The 18273-nt window shown below is 64.5% G+C and carries 16 protein-coding genes; 9 read left to right on the top strand and 7 right to left on the bottom strand.

The window, feature by feature from the left end:
* Positions 1-95 precede the first annotated feature (95 nt).
* The 5 genes from ettA (at position 96) to ADAD_RS0112545 (ending at position 6458) form a co-directional block, all read left to right on the top strand.
* The gene (gene ettA / locus ADAD_RS0112560) at positions 96-1769 is read left to right on the top strand and encodes an energy-dependent translational throttle protein EttA (protein WP_010414325.1); all 1674 of its coding nucleotides are present in this window, start codon (positions 96-98) and stop codon (positions 1767-1769) included.
* 64 nt (positions 1770-1833) lie between these two features.
* The gene (locus ADAD_RS16865; protein WP_139020441.1) at positions 1834-3294 is read left to right on the top strand and encodes a hypothetical protein; all 1461 of its coding nucleotides are present in this window, start codon (positions 1834-1836) and stop codon (positions 3292-3294) included.
* Between the two features lie 323 nt (positions 3295-3617).
* Positions 3618-4196 (top strand): TMEM165/GDT1 family protein, encoded by a 579-nt coding sequence (locus ADAD_RS0112555; protein WP_010414323.1) that lies wholly within the window; start codon positions 3618-3620, stop codon positions 4194-4196.
* Positions 4197-4353: 157 nt separating this feature from the next.
* Entirely contained in the window at positions 4354-6117 is a 1764-nt protein-coding gene (locus ADAD_RS0112550) for a methyl-accepting chemotaxis protein (protein ID WP_010414321.1), read from the top strand.
* Positions 6118-6191: 74 nt separating this feature from the next.
* Positions 6192-6458, top strand: coding sequence for an acylphosphatase (locus ADAD_RS0112545; RefSeq protein ID WP_010414319.1), 267 nt, complete (start codon positions 6192-6194; stop codon positions 6456-6458).
* 109 nt (positions 6459-6567) lie between these two features.
* On the opposite strand, the gene ADAD_RS17025 is transcribed toward ADAD_RS0112545, so the two are convergent.
* Entirely contained in the window at positions 6568-6717 is a 150-nt protein-coding gene (locus tag ADAD_RS17025) for a hypothetical protein (RefSeq protein ID WP_010414317.1), read from the bottom strand.
* A 316-nt stretch (positions 6718-7033) separates the two neighbouring features.
* Between ADAD_RS17025 and ADAD_RS0112535 the strand changes: the two genes are divergently transcribed.
* Positions 7034-7534, top strand: coding sequence for a hypothetical protein (locus ADAD_RS0112535; RefSeq protein WP_029140117.1), 501 nt, complete (start codon positions 7034-7036; stop codon positions 7532-7534).
* On the opposite strand, the gene ADAD_RS0112530 is transcribed toward ADAD_RS0112535, so the two are convergent.
* Entirely contained in the window at positions 7535-8872 is a 1338-nt protein-coding gene (locus ADAD_RS0112530) for a chloride channel protein (protein ID WP_010414313.1), read from the bottom strand.
* 33 nt (positions 8873-8905) lie between these two features.
* Complete coding sequence (locus ADAD_RS0112525) at positions 8906-9475, bottom strand: pyridoxamine 5'-phosphate oxidase family protein (protein WP_010414311.1); 570 nt, start codon at positions 9473-9475, stop codon at positions 8906-8908.
* Positions 9476-9685: 210 nt separating this feature from the next.
* Between ADAD_RS0112525 and ADAD_RS0112520 the strand changes: the two genes are divergently transcribed.
* Positions 9686-10645, top strand: a complete 960-nt coding sequence (locus ADAD_RS0112520; protein ID WP_010414310.1) for an RcnB family protein — start codon at positions 9686-9688, stop codon at positions 10643-10645.
* Between the two features lie 119 nt (positions 10646-10764).
* Positions 10765-11436, top strand: coding sequence for a prolyl hydroxylase family protein (locus ADAD_RS0112515; RefSeq protein WP_010414307.1), 672 nt, complete (start codon positions 10765-10767; stop codon positions 11434-11436).
* Positions 11437-11465: 29 nt separating this feature from the next.
* Here the strand turns inward: ADAD_RS0112515 and ADAD_RS0112510 are convergent, their stop codons facing one another.
* The 4 genes from ADAD_RS0112510 to ubiA are packed head-to-tail and all read right to left on the bottom strand — an operon-like array spanning position 11466 to position 17469.
* Positions 11466-13112 carry a lysine--tRNA ligase gene (locus tag ADAD_RS0112510; protein ID WP_010414305.1) on the bottom strand — a complete coding sequence of 549 codons (1647 nt, stop codon included), beginning with the start codon at positions 13110-13112 and terminating at the stop codon, positions 11466-11468.
* 51 nt (positions 13113-13163) lie between these two features.
* Positions 13164-13691, bottom strand: a complete 528-nt coding sequence (locus ADAD_RS0112505) for a SixA phosphatase family protein (protein WP_010414303.1) — start codon at positions 13689-13691, stop codon at positions 13164-13166.
* 34 nt (positions 13692-13725) lie between these two features.
* Positions 13726-16497: an ATP-dependent DNA helicase gene (locus ADAD_RS0112500; RefSeq protein WP_010414300.1), complete on the bottom strand. Its 2772-nt coding sequence runs from the start codon at positions 16495-16497 to the stop codon at positions 13726-13728.
* 48 nt (positions 16498-16545) lie between these two features.
* Positions 16546-17469, bottom strand: coding sequence for a 4-hydroxybenzoate octaprenyltransferase (ubiA, locus tag ADAD_RS0112495; protein ID WP_010414298.1), 924 nt, complete (start codon positions 17467-17469; stop codon positions 16546-16548).
* A 40-nt stretch (positions 17470-17509) separates the two neighbouring features.
* Between ubiA and ADAD_RS0112490 the strand changes: the two genes are divergently transcribed.
* Complete coding sequence (locus ADAD_RS0112490; RefSeq protein ID WP_010414296.1) at positions 17510-18265, top strand: 16S rRNA (uracil(1498)-N(3))-methyltransferase; 756 nt, start codon at positions 17510-17512, stop codon at positions 18263-18265.
* Positions 18266-18273 lie beyond the last annotated feature (8 nt).

Here is an 18273-nt window from a genome sequence, read left to right as displayed (position 1 = left end):
TGTGAGAGCGGGCGGGACGCTTGCCCCTGTGCCGCTTCGCGCCTATCTCACCGCCCAATTCCCGAACCATACAGTTTGATCCGAAGGACCGCCCGATGGCCGCGCAATACGCCTACGTCATGAAGAACATGACCAAGACTTTCACCGGTGCCCCCAAGCCGGTGCTGAACAACATCAACCTGCAGTTCTACCAGGGCGCGAAGATCGGCATCGTCGGACCCAACGGCGCGGGCAAGTCCACGCTGATGAAGATCATGGCCGGGATCGACACCGAATTTTCGGGCGAGGCATGGCCGGGCGAGAACATCACGGTGGGCTATCTGCCGCAGGAGCCCGAACTGGACCCGACCAAGACCGTGCTCGAAAACGTGAAGGATGGCGCGCGCGAGACCGCCGACATGGTCGAACGCTTCAACGCGATCGGCATGGAAATGGCCGAGGAAGACGCCGATTTCGACGCGCTCAGCACCGAAATGGCCGAGCTGCAGGACAAGATCGACGCGGTCGATGGCTGGACGCTCGACAACCAGCTCGAAATCGCGATGGAAGCGCTGCGCTGCCCGCCGTCGGACGCGAGTGTCGAGAACCTGTCGGGTGGTGAGAAGCGCCGCGTCGCGCTCACCCGTCTGCTGATCCAGAAGCCGGGCATCCTGCTGCTGGACGAACCGACCAACCACCTCGACGCAGAATCCGTCAACTGGCTCGAAAACCACCTCGCCGAATATGCCGGCGCGGTGCTGATGATCACCCACGATCGCTACTTCCTGGATAACGTCGTGGGCTGGATTCTGGAGCTCGATCGCGGCTCGTACTACCCCTACGAAGGCAACTACTCGACCTACCTCGACAAGAAGGCCAAGCGGCTTGCGCAGGAAGAGCGTGAGGAAAGCGGCCGCCAGAAGGCGCTGTCCGAAGAGCTCGAGTGGATCCGGCAGAACCCCAAGGGCCGCCAGACCAAGTCCAAATCGCGTCTGCGCAAGTTCGAGCAGCTGCAGGACGCGCAGGCCGACCGCAAGCCCGGCAAGGCGCAGATCGTTATCCAGGTGCCCGAACGTCTCGGCAGCCAGGTGATCGAAGCGCATAACCTGACCAAGAGCTTCGGCGACAAGCTGCTGTTCGAAGACCTGAGCTTCACCCTCCCCCCCGGCGGCATCGTCGGCATCATCGGCCCCAACGGCGCGGGCAAGTCGACCCTGTTCCGCATCATCACCGGTCAGGAACAGCCCGACAGCGGCACGATCAAGATCGGCGACACCGTGCATCTGGGCTATGTCGACCAGAGCCGCGACGATCTGAACCCGAAGAACAACGTGTGGGAGGAAATCTCCGACGGGCTCGATTACATGAAGGTCAACGGCCACGACATGAGCACCCGAGCTTACGTGGGCGCGTTCAACTTCAAGGGCCAGGACCAGCAGAAGAACGTCGGCAAGCTCTCCGGCGGTGAACGCAACCGCGTGCACATGGCCAAGATGCTGAAGGAAGGCGGCAACGTGCTGCTGCTGGACGAGCCGACCAACGACCTCGACGTGGAAACCCTGCGCGCGCTCGAAGACGCGATCGAGAACTTCGCCGGCTGCGCCGTGGTCATCTCGCACGACCGCTTCTTCCTGGATCGGTTGGCGACGCACATCCTCGCGTTCGAGGGCAACAGCCACGTGGAATGGTTCGAGGGTAACTTCGAGGCTTACGAGGAAGACAAGCGGCGGCGCCTGGGCGATGCGGCGGATCGGCCTACTCGGTTAGCGTACAAGAAGCTGACGAGGTGATTGTCTTGCAAGAGAGTTTCGGTACGGTCATGTAGACAACTCTTCGGGCGGAGGAATTTGGTCCATGGCAATGTTTGCAACTGAGTTCCCAACCTCTTCGTGTAAGAACAATGCGGCATTTCTTGCCGAGGTCATCGCTTGGCTTCGAGGAATGAAGAGTAGCACAGTGCTTTATGCCGAAGCAGCGAGCGATGTAGAACGAGAGAATGCCCACTTTTTATCGGAAACTGGAGAAGAACTAAGGCTTAGAGAATTAAAGGAAGGAGAAGATTGGTCAGCTATTGGTTTTCGGCATGAGGTGCCCGACGAATTTGGCAGACTTTGGCGCACCGAAGGAATTCTAAAGCGAGATATTCAAGACAAGAGTCAGAGCATCCTGAGGGTGCGAAGCCAGTGCCTAGCTCTACAACCCGGTGCTAGACTTGAGTATCCGAAAAAAACCTATCTCATAAAAGCCTTATTGAAAAGCGATTGGGGGGGCAGAGATCATCTTTGCTCAGTTTCGGACAAACCCAAGCTGTTGACTGATGACGAAGCAGGAATTGAGATTGCAGCAAAAATTGCAGCGGGAGATGCGACGCGTTGGCTACCCGTCGTCTACATCTCCGCTGACGACAATGGGGGCTGGTTACTGAGCCCGCAACAAATCGAAAAGCTAGCCTATGACCTTGGGGGTATCGCGCACGTGGTAGTCGAACCCAGTCGTGATTTTTCCGCAAGACTCAGAGAATTCTCCGGAGGGAAAAATGTCTATGGCGGCACTGTTGGGATAGCGCTTCCAAATCGGGGCTTTATTCGACGGCTATTCTTTAGCTGGCAAATTCAAAATAGCATCGATCTCGCCAACACCGCCAAAAAAATAGCAACGTCAATTCGCTCACAGATGCCGTCGTTTGGATGGGACTGGTCCGACCTCCAAGACGGCGCTCTCCGTGCGCAAAGAAGTGCCCTAAAGGGCAATCGGTCGGATGATGAGATCAATGACCTACTCAATGAGTATTCAAAACAGATAAATGATCTCAATTCCGAGAAGAAGGATCTAGAAAGGCGATTGTCTGATACGCAAGACATAAGCAATCGGGTCTCAGACGACGACGAATTTAGAGATACGAATCTGGTAAAATTAATAGGTCCTGAGTTATATTCTGGCGAAGTTTCTGACAGAATTCGCTACGCTGCTCGCATCGCCCTTGATGCCTCCGAAAATCTCGGCTTAGATGATCGTTCGGGAGAAATTTTTGCCCGCCTACTCGAACGTATTCCACCCTCGCCGGCCTTAACAGAATTCAAAAAAGATCTTAGGCGGGCGACAAAGGATCCGAAACGACTTGCAAATGAAGTTACGTCATTGATGATCAGGCATGGATACCAAGAAAAATCCGATAATAAGCACATTCGCCTAGAGCCTCAGGACGGATTTGAGGGAACAGGTTCAATCACCGTTCCCAAAACTCCTTCTGACTCACGAGGACAAAAAAATCTCAGCAAGCAGATCGAACGCGCCGTGGGTGTCTCGAAACTTTGATCGTCGTGTTTCGAAGAAAAATTATATGCTTATCGGGCATCCCTTTTGACGGTGCTCAAGATATTCTCGTCGCGTTACTTCCGCCTCCCCCAGCCTTGCACCACCCCCTCCCCTCCGCTAACCAGCGCCCGTCATCTGGGGAGTAGCCCGCCGTCGCCCACGCGCAGCGGTTCCCTCGCGTCAACATACTCGGCCGAGAGGTCGTGGCGCAGGGGCGCGGAGTGATCCGCACGGGCAAGACCAATGGCACCTGACTTTCGCCTGGCCGGGCGGGAGGTCATGTGCCGTTGCAGTCTTGTTCGCCCGGCCCGGAGATTTACCAAGTGGACGCCATCCTCACCTCTACCGCCGTGGTCGCTCTGGCCGAGATCGGCGACAAGACCATGCTGCTCGCCATCGTGCTCGCCGCGCGGTTTCGTGCGCCGGTGCCGATCATCCTTGGCATTCTTGTCGCCACGCTCGCCAACCATGGCATTGCCGCGTTTCTCGGGCACACGATCGCGGGCCTGCTCGACGGGCAGTGGTTCCGCTATGCGGTGGGCATCGGCTTCGTCGCGATGGCGGCGTGGACGCTGGTGCCCGACACATTCGATGACGACGACGAGCCCAAGACGGGCCGCTTCGGCGCGTTCCTGACCACAGCAATCGCCTTCTTCCTGGTCGAGATCGGCGACAAGACGCAGATCGCCACCATCGCGCTGGGTGCGCAGTTCGGCAACGTGGCTCTGGTCACCATCGGCACCACGGCTGGCATGATGCTGGCGAACGTGCCTGCGGTGTGGTTCGGCAATGCGATTATCGAGCGCGTTTCGCTGAAAGCCGTGCGGATCGTCGCCGCGCTGCTGTTCCTGCTCATCGGGCTGTGGGTCATCGCGGAGGCGGCCGGGATGCTCGGCGGGTAAGCCACGCGCGGAGCGCTGCGACCGGCGGCAATGCAATGGCGCCAAGGCGTCGGAACCCGGCTCCGACCGAATAAACCGGCGCCCTCGCGCCGCCATCGGCGCGTCTCTTCTAGAATGGGGTGACATTTCCATTCCCTCCGAGAGAAGATCGTTCCGGATGACCCTCAAGCTCAAGCTCTTCGTCTGCCTGGCCATATTGAGCGCGGCTTTGCTCGCACTCGCCGGTGCATTCTATCACACCGCGCGCACCAATGAGGCCGCGCTGTCCACCATCCTGGTGGACCGCGTGCAGCCGCTGGAGGACCTGAAGACGGTCGCCGATACCTATGCGGTGCTGATCGTCGACAACGCGCACAAGGCGCTGAACGGCAATGTCGGCTACCGCGAAGCGGCCGACAACGTGCGCGCAGGCGCCGCCGCTATCGACGAATCCTGGCAGTCCTATCGCGCGACCGAAATCGAGGGCGAAGAGGAACAGCTGGCGCAGCAGGCCGAAACGCAGATGGCCGCCGCCGATGCGGCTGTCATACGGCTGGAAGCGATCCTCGATTCGGGCGACGCCGCCGCACTGGAGCGGTTCGTCGAACGCGATCTTTATCAGACCATCGATCCGCTGTCGGAAACGATCACCGCCCTCTCCGCAATGCAGATCGACATCGCAAGCTCGGTCACCCAGCAAGCGCTGAAGGACACGAACGTCGCGCTGACCATCGTGGTGGTGCTCGCCATTCTGGCGGTGGCCGCCATCGCCCTGTCGATCTTCATCGTCACCCGCAAGGTCGTTCGCCCGATCACAAACCTGTCGAGCGTCGTCCACGATCTCGCGAAGTCGGGCGACGGGCAGCTGCCCCATCTGGAGCAGAAGGACGAGATCGGCGACATGGCCCGCGCGATCGACGCCTTCCTCAACGCCGTGCTGGAGAAGGAACGCGCTGCCGCCGCCATCACCGCGCGCGAACAGAAGATGGTGACCGACACGCTCGCCGAAGGCCTCTCCGCGCTCGCCGCCGGGGACCTGACGGTCGAAGTGACCGCCGCCTACCCGCCTGCCTATGCGGGCCTGAAATCCAACTATAACGACGCCGTCAAATCGCTGCGCACGCTGATCGAAAGCGTGGCCCGGGGGACGGAGACGATCCGCGGAAGCTCCAGCGAGATCGCGCAGAGTTCCGAGTCGCTCGCCCGCCGCACGGAAGCGAATGCGGCCAGCCTCGAAGAGACCTCGGCAGCGCTCGCGCAGATGAACGACCGGATCTCTCGCGGGGCCTCGGCAGCAAAGGATACCGCCGAAAGCGCCAATCAGGCCAACAGCGTCGTGCGTGATGGCCGCTCCCTTGCCGAACAGGCTATGCAGGCCATGGGCCGGGTGCAGGAAAGCGCCGAGGGCATCGACACCGTGATCGAGGGGCTCGACAAGATCGCCTTCCAGACGCGCGTGCTCGCCATGAACGCCGCGGTCGAAGCCGGCCGCGCGGGCGAGGCGGGTCGCGGGTTCGCGGTGGTCGCCGATCTGGTCTCCGCGCTTGCCATGCGGGCCGAGGAAGAGGCAGGTTCGGCGCGAGAGCAGCTGACCACCACGCAGGAAGAGGTCGGCAACGCCGTCGGCACAGTGCAGCGCGTCGATGCGGCGCTGGAACAGATTTCGTCGAGCGTCGGGAATGTAAACCAGCTGCTCGACACGATGGCTGCGGACAATCAGGCCCAGGCGTCGGCCATCGCGGAAATCGTCACGGCGGTCAGCGACATGGACAGGTCCACCCAGCAGAATGCGGCCATGGTCGAGGAAACGTCCGCCGCATCGCGCCAGCTGGCGTCGGAAGTGACCGTTCTGGCCGAAGAGGCGGCGCACTTCCGTACCGGCCCGGCTGCCGCCCACACCATCCCGCTTGTGCACCAGGCCCAGTCGGCCTCACTCCACTAGGGGCCATCGGGGCAAGGGATCGCACCGGCACAGTCGGCCATGCAATCCGCGCACGGTTGCGCTAGACTTGCAGGATGCTTGCACGTCACCTCATCCTGCACGGCAAGGTCCAGGGCGTATTCTACCGCGACTGGACGGTGGAGACCGCGCGATCGCTCGGCCTTGCAGGCTGGGTCCGCAACCTGGCCGATGGCACTGTGGAAGCGCATCTGGAGGGTGACGAAGGCAAGGTGGCGCGGATGATCGAGGCTATGCACGATGGCCCGCCACGCGCCCGTGTCGACCGGATCGAGCAGCACGATGCCGCGCCCCAGGCCTTTCAGAGCTTCGAACGTCGCTAGCTTCCCCTGCCCCATCGCTCCGCGAGCACCCCGGGCAAAGGGATCATGGGGGCGCGTATGGAGCTGCATCGGTGCCCCCCGCGCTTGAGTATATCGCGCGGTCGGCGGGTCATTTCGCCACCGGCCCCATCTCGTCGAACTGCGCGGCAAGGCTTTCGGCGCTCGCGGCTTCCGCCTCGGCCTGAGAACGGGCGACGAGCGTAAGAACCGTCAGCGAAAAGATCGAAATACCGGCAATAAGACAGATGCGAGTGGTCATGGCGAAAGTCCCTCGGTTGCTCGTGGAACATCGGTGCTTGTAATAATAGTATGACCATGCGCACGTTAGGTTCCCCTACGGCATCCTGCCCCGGGCCAGCCAAATGCCGGTGACTTTCCTACATTGCGCCGGGAAGCTAGGACGATAGCCGCTCTTTCCCAACGTGGTTCCTGCCGGGTCGCACGCGCGAATTGCGCGTCGAGATGAAGCGGTTTTTCACCCCCTGGACACTGTGTCAGGTGTGTCAGGCCTGCCGATTTGCGGACCCACAATTGTCGGTTTCGGAGCTTCCCGCCGCCCCATGCGCTGCGGGGCCATGCAGTACAAACACACCCTTCTCTGGCCCGCCCTCTCCTTCTCCGTCTTCTGCCTGATCGGCCTCGGCGCGCGCGAGGCGATCGGCACGGTCTACGGCGCTGCGGAGGCGCGCGACCTGCTGGAAGCCCTGAGCCGCGCCGGGCTCTACCTCGGCTCGGCCATAGCCACCGCGTCGGCCACCACGCTCGCGCTGATGCTGACGCTGATCGGGATGATCCGGCGCATCGAGACCGACTTCGACCGCAAGACCTACAAGCAGGTGACGCGCATCGCCGTGATCTCGACCGCCACGCTGATGCTCAGCTTCCTGGTGCTGCTGGCCTTTACCCTGCCGATCGGCGAGTTCGAGAATCTGCCGAGCGGCTGGTACAACTACCTCTACACCGCGCTGTTTGCACTGACCGTGGTGATGGTGGCCCTCGCCGCGGCCAGCGTGACCATCGTGTTCATGACGATCCGCTCGATCGTGTCGCACATCACGCCGGGAGAGAACGTCTAGCTAGCGGTCATCCCGAGCGTCGCCCTCTGCACCGTCGCGGCTCGCGGGCAGGAAGTCCCGCGACAAGGCGTGGTAGAGCCGATCCTTGCAGACGATGGAGCCCGCCCAGTCGCCGATCAGTGCGGTGGCGAACAAGGGCAGGATCGCGTGGGTGGAACTGGTCGCCTCGCTCAGAATGATGACGGCGGTCAGCGGCGCACGGACCACGCCCGTGAAGTACCCGCCCATGCCGATCAGGATGATCAGTCCGGCCTGTTCCGGCGGGAAGAGCGGGGTCAGCAGCTCTCCGAAGCCCGCGCCCACCGCCAACGAGGGGGCGAAGATCCCGCCGGGAATGCCGCTGGCGGTCGTCGCCAGCGCGCCGAGGAACTTGGCGGGGCCGAACCAGTATTCGCTCGCCCCGCCCGACAGCAGGTCGCGCGTCGCCTCGTACCCGGTGCCCGAGGTCGCGCCGGAGGTAACGAAGCCGAGCAGTCCGACCGCGATCCCGCACACCAGCGCGGTGACCAGCGGCCGGGACTTGAGCCGCGCCGCGAAGCGCCCGCCCGGCCCGCGCAATGCCAGCACCATGCGCGCGAAAAGGCCGCCCGCCGCGCCGCCCGCGAGCCCGGCGATCGGCGCGGCCACCAGCACGGTCACGATGGGCAGGCTGCCGCTGAGCTGCCCGAAATAGACGTAGTCGCCCGCAATGCCCTGGGCGGTCAGCCCGGCGATCATCACCGCGCCCATCACCATCACCGCCACCCGCTGTTCGTAGGCGACCGCCAGTTCCTCGATAGCAAAGGCGATCCCGGCAAGCGGAGTGTTGAACGCCGCCGCCACGCCCGCAGCGCCGCCCGCAATGTACACACCTGCGGTCACGTTGACGCGGAACAGGCGGTGCACCTGGACCATGATGGCTGCACCCAGCTGCACCGTCGGCCCTTCGCGCCCGACCGAGCCGCCGCCGAACAGGGCCGCCACCGTCAACGCCGCCTTGAACAGCGCAGTCCGGATCGACACCAGTCCCCTCAGCGCCACGTCGCCGGGCCTGCGGCTGGCCGCGATGACCTGCGGGATGCCCGATCCGCGTGCGTCGGGTGCCACCCGGCTGGTAATGGCCACGATGGCGACGAAGATCAGAGGCGCCGAAACCAGATGCACCCAGGGATGCGCGCGCGTCACGCGGTCGAACAGGGTGGTCGCGTGATCGCCCGCAACCGCGAAGCCGATCGCGACCAGCCCGATCAGCAGCGCACCCAGCAAGGTCGCGGCGCGGCGGCTCCAGTCGCTGGGGCTGATCAGTTCCTCGCCCATGCCAGGCAACAGATCTCTGGCAGGCAGGCGGGGGCGCTTCATAGCCCTCCCCCTATGGCAAGCGGAACACGCGGTCTAGGGCGTCAACCATTGCGCGGCGCCGGTGGCAAGATCGAACACGGCGCGCCGGTGGCCGTCATGCGCCAGGTGGAACCAGTCGAGCTGATGGATCTGGACCAGCAGCACTGCAAAGTTGGCGCGCGCCGGTGCCAGTTCCGCGTCGCTGGGCTCCACGCCTTCGAAAGCCTCGGGCAGGCCGGAGGCCGGTCCGGCGGCGAGAGTACCCGGCCCATCGCCCAGGTAACAGCGACGCGCGAAGTTGTCGCTCGCCTCCCACGCCGCCTGCGCCACCGCGCCCTCGCTTTCGACCCGCGCCTGGCCGCGCACGCGAATCTGCACCTTCTCGGCCTTGTTGTAGAACAGCACGCCGATCTGCGGATTGCGTGCAATCACCGCCACCTTGGGCGCGCGCGTGTCCGTATGGAAGCGCAGGCTCCAGGGGGCGAAATGGCGCAGCACCATGACCCGTGCATCGGCATCGGCCGTTGCCACCACCGGTGTATGCATGGGGGACCGGCGATCCTCCATCGCGCCGGCAAGACGCGTCTGCGCATCCTTGCGGACATCATCGAGGGTTTCGAACATGAACGCTCCCACGCCCTGTAAACGCGCGCGTGTCAATCCGTGACACAGCGCCTATCATTCATCAATTTGGGCGGAAAGATTAACAAAAACCCTTACGAAATGTTCAGAAACGTGTCAGTGCGTATCGTGCATGTATCACCTCGGGACAACGGGGCCGCATGGTGGGCGCGGCGCATTGGTCCATTGCAACCAAGGGAGCCGCAGAAACTCATGTACGATCTTTCAGACCTTTTCCGCTACGGCGGGCTTAGCGCGATAGGGCTGGCCTTGTCCGCCACCGGCCTGCCCGCCAGCGCCGCCGTCACCCAGCCCCAGCCCGCCAAGGTGACCACCTTCCTCGGCATGGCCGACGCCGGCGCCATGCAGCAACCCGCTGAGCGCAGCGAGAATCGCGGCAATCGCCGCGAATTGCGCCGGGAAAGCCGTCAGCAGCGACGGGAAGCGCGCCAGCAACAGAGGCGCGAGACACGCCAGCAGCAGCGGCAACAGGCCAGGCAACAGCAGCGTCGCGCTTCGCAGCCGTCCAACGCTTACGAGCGCACTTGGGAAGCCCGCCGCCAGGCTCGTGAAAACTACCGCGCCCAGCAGAGCCGTTCCGAACGCCGCGAAGCTCGTCAGGATCGCCGCGAAGCGCGCCGTGACTACCGCCGCGACCAGCGCCGCGAGACCCGGCAGGACCGCAGGGAGGCGCGGCGCGACTACCGCCGCGATCAGCGCCGCGAAGCGCGACGCGAGGCTCGCCGCGAGTACCGCAGGGATCAGCGTCGTGAGGCCCGCCGCGAATATCGTCGCGACCAGCGCCGCGAAGCGCGTCGCGAGTATCGCCGGGATCAAAGGCGCGAGGCGCGCCGCGATTATCGCCGGTGGAACCGCAGCTGGCGGAACAACAACCGCTATAACTGGCGCCATTACCGGGCGCAGAACCGCCGTCACTACAATCTCGGCCGGTACTATGCGCCTTACCGGAACTACAGCTATCGCCGGCTGAGCATCGGCTTCACGCTGGGCAGCCTGTTCTTCGGCAACCGCTACTGGATCAACGATCCGTGGAGCTATCGCCTGCCGCAGGTCTACGGCCCCTACAAGTGGGTCCGCTATTACGACGACGTGTTGCTGGTGAACACCTACAGCGGCGAAGTGGTCGATGTGATCTACGACTTCTTCTGGTAAGCTGCGGCTTGACCGCGAAGAATGGCCCCGTCGACTTCCGGTCGGCGGGGCTTTTCCCGTGCAACCCGCAGACGCTAACGGACTGGAACGGCGCGGCGGGCGCTGCTAGGGGCTTTCGCATGGCGAGCGTGAGTAGCAGACCCCCCGACAAGAACGCGCTGGAGCGCGTCGGCAAGCTGGTCAGGAACCGGCTTGAAGCCGATCCCAAGGCCTACAAGATCCCGACCGAGAAGGCGGAAATCTATGCCATCGGCGAATTCCTGACCTCCAACGAATGCCGCAAGCTGGCAGGGATGATCGACATGGTCGCCCGCCCCAGCACGCTGTACGAAGGCACCTACAAGGACGGCTTTCGCACGTCCTATTCGGGCAACTTCGATTCGCAGGATCCGATGGTGAAGATGATCAGCCGCCGGATGGACGACGCGCTGGGCCTGCCCGGCAAGATCGGCGAGACGATGCAGGGCCAACGCTACCTGCCGGGCCAGCAGTTCAAGGACCATCACGACTACTTCTACCCGGAAGAAGAGTACTGGAAGATGGAGCGCAAGAATGGCGGCCAGCGCAGCTGGACCGCGATGCTGTTCCTCAACAACGTGAAGGCTGGGGGCGCGACCTCATTCCCCGAACTGGGCCTGCGGATCGAGCCCAAGGCGGGCGTCCTGCTGACCTGGAACAACGCCAAGCCCGATGGCACGCCCAACGAGTGCACGCTGCACGCCGGTACGCCGGTGGAGGAAGGCGCGAAATACGTGATTACGCGGTGGTATCGCACCCGCCAGTGGGGCTGAGTTCGACGGCAAGTGCCGCAGGCTGAGCTTCAGCCTGCCGCGTTCGCCTTTGCCAGCGCCTCTGCAATCAGCGTGCGTGTGTTGGCGATGCCGTAAAGCGCGATGAAGCTGCCCATGCGTGGCCCCTGTTCGGACCCCAGCAGCGTCTCGTACAAGGCCCGGAACCAGTCGCGCAGGCTCTCGAAGCCGAATTCCTCGCGCTTGCCGATTTCGTACACGATCGTCTGCAGATCCTCCGCGCTCATGTCCGCGGCCACCTGCGACAATTCTCCGTCGAGCGCGGCGAGCGCCGAAGCCTCGTTCGGCGTCGGCGCCCGGCGCTGGAGCGTCGGGGCAATGAAATCGCGGTTGTAGGCGAGCGCAGTGCCGACCAGCGCATCGAGTTCGGGATGCTTCGCGGGATCGGGATCGTCGATGTAGTTGCCGAGATAGGACCAGACCTGATCGCGCGTGGCGGTCGCACCCATGACCCCGACGAGGTTGAGCAGAAGGCCATAGGTGACCGGCAGGCTGTCGCCGGCGCCGGGTGCTTCCTCTGCCGTGTATCCGCCATTGGCGCGCAGCAGGTGCCACACCGGATTGCCGAGCTGCTTGTCGAGCGGCTGGTCGGGCAGACGCTCCCGGAACTGCCAGTAATCGTCCACCGCGCGCGGTATCACGCCGACATGCAGCTGCTTGGCGCTCTTGGGATTGGGGAAGATGTAGAAGCCCAGCGATTCCTCGCTGCCATAGGTCAGCCATTCGTCGATCGTCAGGCCGTTGCCCTTGGACTTGCTGATCTTCTCGCCCTTTTCATCCAGGAACAGCTCGTAGATCAGCCCCTCGGGCTTCCTGCCGCCCAGCACCTTGGCAATCTTGCCGGATTGCACGCCGGTATCGGTCAGGTCCTTGCCGTACATTTCGTAATCGACGCCCTGCGCCACCCAGCGCATCGCGAAATCGACCTTCCACTGCAGCTTGGCCATGCCGCCCAGCGCCGATTGCTCGACCACGGTTCCGTCCTCGTCGGTGAAGCGGATCGTGCCCGCGGAGGCATCGACCACCTCGACCGGCACCTGCAACACCCGGCCCGTGACGGGACTGATCGGCATGATGGGCGAATAGGTCTTGCGGCGCTCCTCCCGCAGCGTGGGCAGCATGATGTCGAGAATCGCCTGATTATTGGCGAGCACGCCCTTCAGCGCATCGTCGAAGGCGCCCGAATTGTACCGGTCATGCGCAGCGACGAATTCGTACTGGAACCCGAAACGGTCCAGGAATTCGCGCAGCTTGGCGTTGTTGTGATGCGCAAAGCTGGGATGATCGCTGGCGAACGGATTGGGGATGCGGCTCAGGGGCTTGTGCAGGTTCGCCTGGAGCAGGTCTGCATTGGGCACGTTGTCCGGCACCTTGCGCAGCCCGTCCATGTCGTCGGAAAACGCCACCAGCCGCGTCTTGCCGTCCTCGGGCCGCGCGCCGATCAGCGCCTCGAACGCGCGGCGTACCAGCGTGGTGCGCAGCACTTCCTGAAACGTGCCGATATGCGGCAGGCCTGAGGGGCCATAACCTGTTTCGAAAAGGATCGGCGAACCGTCGGGTTTCGCGCCATCGGGATAGCGCTTGAGCAGCTTCTGCGCCTCCTGGAACGGCCAGGCCTTGGAGGTGCGGGCGGCGGCGATCAGATCTTGCATGCTCATGGCACGCGCATGTGCTGTGTTGCGCGCGATGTTGCAAGCGCGAAGCCGTAGCTAGTCCGCCGGGCCCAGAGTTTCGTCGAGGTCGCGCGGGCGCTTGAAGTGGATCAGCTTGCCATTGCTCTGGCCGAGTTCAGCCCAGTCGTCGATCGGCAGCTGGAGGACGGCGAAGGACGCGGTGGGAAACTTGACCATCGCCTCCCGGAAATCCGCCGTCTCCTCGTCCGGCGAGACGAGCGCCAGCAAAACGTCCTGCAATCCCGGATTATGCGCCGCGATCAGCACGCAATCGGCATCGCCCGCCAGTTCCTTGACCAGATCGAAGTGCGTTTCCGTTCCCGCAAGGTAGAGGCGCGGATCGAACTGCGTCTCCACCCCCAGCTTCGCGGCATCGAGGGTCAGGCGAACGCGTTCCGCCGGGCTCGCCAGCACGATGTCCCACTTCGGTTCCTGGCTGCGGATGTGGCGCCCCATCAATGCCGCGCCGCGCCGCCCGCGCTCGTTCAGTCCGCGATCGAAATCGCGCTGGTCGCGGTCGCCCCAATCGGACTTGGCATGGCGGAACAGGCCGAGATGTTTCATCGATTTTGCGCCTTTCCCGCCAGACTGCTTATCCTCAACCCGCTGTCGCGTCGAGCGCGGCGGACAGGTTGCGTCCCTGCCCTGCCGGCGGCCCGGCGGCAAGGCGGGAAACGGCTTCGTCCAGCGTGACCCTGTGGATCGGCGTGCCTTTGGGGAAGGCGCTGAGCAGGCGGCTTGGGAATGCGGCGGACAAGACGACGAAATGCCCGCTGTCCTCACGCGAACGGATCAGCCGCCCGAAGGCCTGCGCCAGTCGCGCGCGGATGATCCGGTCGTCGTAGGCTCCACCGCCGCCTCCCGCTTCCGCAAAGGCAGCGCGCCGTGCGCGGTGAAGGATCGTGGGGCGCGGCCATGGGACCGCTTCCAGCACCACGCTTCGCAAGCTCTCGCCCGGAACGTCGATCCCATCGCGCAGGGCATCCGTGCCCAGCAGGCTGGCGCGCGGATCATCGCCGAAAATGTCGGTCAGCGTGCCGGTATCGATCGGGTCCACATGCTGGGCGTACAGGGGCAGGCGCGCCCGGGCGAGCCGATCTGCAATGCGCGCATGAACCGCGCGCAGCCGCTTGATCGCGGTGAACAGGCCCAGCGTGCCGCCACCCGAAGCCTCGATCAGACGGGCGTAAGCGCCAGCCAGGCCGGCAATGTCGCCGCGCTTGATGTCGGTGACGATCAGCACCTCGGCGTTACTCGCGTAGTCGAACGGGCTTGGCTGGCTGGTGAGATGGGGTGCGAGCCCGATATGATCGGCACCGCTGGCCGCGATGGCGCGGGTCCAGTCGACCTCGCCTTCGGAATCGCGGTCGGCCAGCGTCGCGCTGGTGAGCATTACGCCGTGAGACGGTTCGAGCACGACCTTCGCGAAGGGCTTCATGGGGTCGAGCCAGCGCCGGTGCAGGCCGATATCGTATTCGCGCGATTCGAACCGGTCGACGGCCAGCCAGTCGACGAAATCCGCGTCTGCGGGTCCGCCGATGCGGGCCAGCAGGGCTTCCCATGCCGCGATCAGATCCACCCGCCACGCCAGCGAATGGCGCGCCCCCTCGATCCGCGCCCGGCCCTGCGAGTCGAGCCAGTCGGGCGCATCCTCCATCACCGCCTCGAGCCGCTGACCAAGCCTGAGCAGCGGTTTGCGCAGGTCCGCCAGCGCAGCCTGTGCGTCCTGCGCCGCATCGACCAGCGCGCCGGGCGGATCGGCGATCTCTGTTTCGATCCCGTATCCCGCTTCGGAGCCTCCGCTCTCGTCGCGGGCGAACACCGTGGCGCGAACCTGTGCCAGCAGTTCTTCCAGCGGACCCGAAGGGGCGCCCTCGCCGATCCGGCCAAGCCAGCCGTCCGCAGGCAACGCCTGTGCTGCCTCGATCGCGGCCTCGACCGCTTCCCCGCCAGCATCATCATACGAGGACACGTCGGCAAGCCGGGCGGCCAGCCCACGTCTGCGACCGCGCGTGTTGCGCTCCGGCCCGATGATCCAGCGGCGCAGTTCGATCGCCTCCTGCCCGGTCAGCGCGGCCGCAAAGGTGCTGTCGGCAGCGTCGAACACGTGATGGCCCTCGTCGAAGATCATCCGCGTGGGCGGATGGCCGTGGTGCCTTCCGCGAGCAGCATTGATCATCACCAGCGCGTGGTTAGCGATCACGAGGTCGGCCTGGGCGGAGGTACGCGCCGCCCGTTCGATGAAACACTTCCGGTAATGCGGGCACCCGGCGTAGACGCATTCACCGCGCTGGTCGGTCAGCGCGGTGATCCCTCGCCGGGGGAACAGCGTACCCAGCCACCCGGGCAGATCGCCGCCGATCATGTCGCCATCGCGCGTGTACTGCGCCCAGCGGGATACAAGATGGGCGAGCACCGCCCCGCGTCCCGCAAAACCGCCCTGCATCGCGTCCTCGAGGTTGAGCAGGCACAGGTAGTTCTCGCGCCCCTTGCGGACCACGACCGGTGCGGAGCCGTCGGCGCGCTTTTCGGGCCAGGCACGGCGGCTTTCGCGCCGCAACTGGCGCTGGAGATTCTTGGTATATGTGCTGACCCAGAGCGTGCCCTGCGCACGCTCTGCCCAGACGCTGGCGGGCGACAGATAGCCCAGCGTTTTGCCGATCCCCGTACCCGCCTGCGCGAGCAGCAATTGCGGCTTGGCCCTTTTCTCTCGCGGCGCGAATATCCGCGCAACTTCGGCGGCGTAGGCCCGCTGCCCCTCGCGCTTTTCCGCGCCTTCGCCGGTCAGCCGGGCAAGCTGCGCCTGCACCTCTTCCTCACCAATGGAGACCTGCGCAGGTTGCGGGCGCTCGGGCGTTTCTTCCCATTCCGGCAGGGTCGCAAACAGCCAGCGTTCCGCCTTGTTCGGCTTGGCCACAAAGGGCGCCAATACCTGTGCCCAGGGCCAGCGCGCGCGGGCGAGCGATTGCAGCGTGCTCCATGCGCCATGCCGCTCCGCCCAGTCGTCACGCCCGCACACGGCCAGCATCGCGGCCAGCGCGTCGCGCAGGAAGGCGGGGGTCGCGGCATCATCCTGCGGCGGCTCGATATCGAGCGCGGCAGCAAGACCCTTCGGTGTGGGCACGCAAAACTGCGCGGGATGCAGAAAAGCATAAAGCTCGAGCAGATCGAGCCCGGAGAGATCCGGATAGCCCAGCCGCGCGGCCACCAGCGGCGCATTGAGCATGAGCACCGGCGTATCGGCGCAGGCATTGATCGCCTGCCCTTTGCCGATCTCCTGCGTGGTGCCATCGGGCGTGCCCAGCCACAGCCCCGCATGGCTGGCATGGAGCGCGGGCAAGGCAGGCGGTTCGGGCGTCGGCGCGGCCATCGCGGCCTTTTCGGGTGCGCGGAACGAAAAGTAAACAGCGAGGAGGAGCTAAACCCCGGCGTTGCCCACCACGAAGCACGCCGCCGCCAGCAGGAAGCCCGCCCAGCGGTTCGACCGGAAACGCGCGAGCGGATTGTCGGGATCGCTCTCGTCAAGCGTCACCACCTGCCACGCAAGATGCCAGCCGACGGGCAGCAGCGTGATCCAGGAAACCCAATCCTCTCGCAGCAGCCAGAAACCAAGGCCCCACAGGAAGATCGCGCCACCATAGCATAGCGCCACGCCCTGCTTCACCTTGCCGCCCATTCGCAGCGCGCTCGACCGAATTCCCACCAGAGCATCGTCCTCGCGGTCTTGCACCGCGTAGATCGTGTCATAGCCGACGGTCCACAGCGCACAGCCGAGATAGACCGCCAGGGCCACGCCCCAGTTCTCGCCCACCAGCGTAGCCCAGCCGACCAGTACGCCCCAGTTGAAGGTCAGCCCCAGCCAGGCCTGTGGCCACCAGGTAATCCGCTTCATGAAGGGATAGGCGGCGACCAGCAGCAGGCTTGCCAAGGCGACGACCTGCGCCTGCAGCGGCAATTGCAGCAGCACGACCAGCCCGATCAGACTGAGCGCACCGAGCCATATCCACGCGGCCCGTTTGGAAACGCGCCCGCTCGCAATCGGTCGGCTGGCGGTGCGTGCCACCTTCCTGTCCAGTTCGGCGTCGGTGATATCGTTATAGACGCAGCCCGCCCCGCGCATGGCGATGGCACCCACCAGCAGCCATGCGAGCAGGCCCCACTGCCAACCGGCGCCGCTCAGCCACACGCCGAACACGCAAGGCCAGAACAGCAGCCACCAGCCTATCGGCCGGTCGAACCGGGCCAGCTGGGCAAGATCACGCGGAAGCTGCGGAAGCCTGGCTATCAGCCCGCGGTGCTCGCTGTCGGGAACGATGGTATCTGCGGAGTCGCTGCTGCTCATGGACTTGCTCCCTAGCGCGGCGCGTGCCACCTGCCCAGCCATGCCCGCCACCCCTGCCTGGCCCCCGAAAAGCGCGCCGCGCCTGTTCCTCGACGACGAGTTGAGCGAAGGGCGCACGTTCGCTCTCGACGGCAATCGGGCGCACTACCTGGGCAAGGTCATGCGCGTGTCGGAAGGCGACATCGTGATCCTGTGCGACGACATCACCGGCGAATGGGCAGCCCGGGTCGGCCAGGTCGACAAGCGGCGAGTCGATGTGACGGTTGCCGAGCGCCTGCGCCCGCGCGAGGAGGTGCCCGACCTGTGGCTGTGCCCGGCGCTGCTCAAGAAGGATCGCTTCGATCTGGTGCTGGAAAAGGCGACCGAACTGGGCGTCTCGGCCATTCATCCGGTCGTTACACGCCGCTGTGTGGCGGACAAGCTGAACCCGGAAAGGGCGCGTACCATCGTGACCGAAGCGGCTGAGCAATGCGCGCGCACCGCGCTGCCGAAACTGGCCGATCCTGTGAGGCTGGACGCATTGCTGGCCACGTGGCCACCCGATCGCGCGCTGTTCTTTGCCGACGAGGAAGGAGGCAGCGCGGCTGCCAGCCAGTTTGCTGCGCATGGTGGCCCTGCGGCAATCCTGACCGGCCCCGAAGGCGGCTTCGACGATGCGGAGCGCGATAAGATTCGCGCGCTACCCCAGGCCGTCCCGATCACTCTTGGCCCGCGCATCCTTCGCGGCGAAACCGCGGCCCAGGCTGCGGTCGCCGTCTGGATGGCCGCAGCCGGCGACTGGGCTACGGATCGATAAAATCCCTT

The sequence above is a fragment of the Citromicrobium sp. JLT1363 genome (assembly GCF_000186705.1).
Taxonomy (GTDB): domain Bacteria; phylum Pseudomonadota; class Alphaproteobacteria; order Sphingomonadales; family Sphingomonadaceae; genus Alteriqipengyuania.
Note: the sequence above shows the minus strand (reverse complement) of the source record. Positions and strands in the feature narration are given on the sequence as shown.

Bases quoted from the DNA above. Each gene is read 5' to 3' on its own strand.
- ADAD_RS0112515 (WP_010414307.1), top strand. From the start codon at position 10,765: ATGGCGAGCGTGAGTAGCAGACCCCCCGACAAGAACGCGCTGGAGCGC.
- ADAD_RS0112530 (WP_010414313.1), bottom strand. From the start codon at position 8,872: ATGAAGCGCCCCCGCCTGCCTGCCAGAGATCTGTTGCCTGGCATGGGC.
- ADAD_RS16865 (WP_139020441.1), top strand. From the start codon at position 1,834: ATGGCAATGTTTGCAACTGAGTTCCCAACCTCTTCGTGTAAGAACAAT.
- ettA (WP_010414325.1), top strand. From the start codon at position 96: ATGGCCGCGCAATACGCCTACGTCATGAAGAACATGACCAAGACTTTC.
- ADAD_RS0112550 (WP_010414321.1), top strand. From the start codon at position 4,354: ATGACCCTCAAGCTCAAGCTCTTCGTCTGCCTGGCCATATTGAGCGCG.
- ADAD_RS0112510 (WP_010414305.1), bottom strand. From the start codon at position 13,112: ATGAGCATGCAAGATCTGATCGCCGCCGCCCGCACCTCCAAGGCCTGG.
- ADAD_RS0112490 (WP_010414296.1), top strand. From the start codon at position 17,510: ATGCCCGCCACCCCTGCCTGGCCCCCGAAAAGCGCGCCGCGCCTGTTC.
- ADAD_RS17025 (WP_010414317.1), bottom strand. From the start codon at position 6,717: ATGACCACTCGCATCTGTCTTATTGCCGGTATTTCGATCTTTTCGCTG.
- ADAD_RS0112535 (WP_029140117.1), top strand. From the start codon at position 7,034: ATGCAGTACAAACACACCCTTCTCTGGCCCGCCCTCTCCTTCTCCGTC.
- ubiA (WP_010414298.1), bottom strand. From the start codon at position 17,469: ATGAGCAGCAGCGACTCCGCAGATACCATCGTTCCCGACAGCGAGCAC.
- ADAD_RS0112505 (WP_010414303.1), bottom strand. From the start codon at position 13,691: ATGAAACATCTCGGCCTGTTCCGCCATGCCAAGTCCGATTGGGGCGAC.
- ADAD_RS0112525 (WP_010414311.1), bottom strand. From the start codon at position 9,475: ATGTTCGAAACCCTCGATGATGTCCGCAAGGATGCGCAGACGCGTCTT.
- ADAD_RS0112520 (WP_010414310.1), top strand. From the start codon at position 9,686: ATGTACGATCTTTCAGACCTTTTCCGCTACGGCGGGCTTAGCGCGATA.
- ADAD_RS0112500 (WP_010414300.1), bottom strand. From the start codon at position 16,497: ATGGCCGCGCCGACGCCCGAACCGCCTGCCTTGCCCGCGCTCCATGCC.
- ADAD_RS0112545 (WP_010414319.1), top strand. From the start codon at position 6,192: ATGCTTGCACGTCACCTCATCCTGCACGGCAAGGTCCAGGGCGTATTC.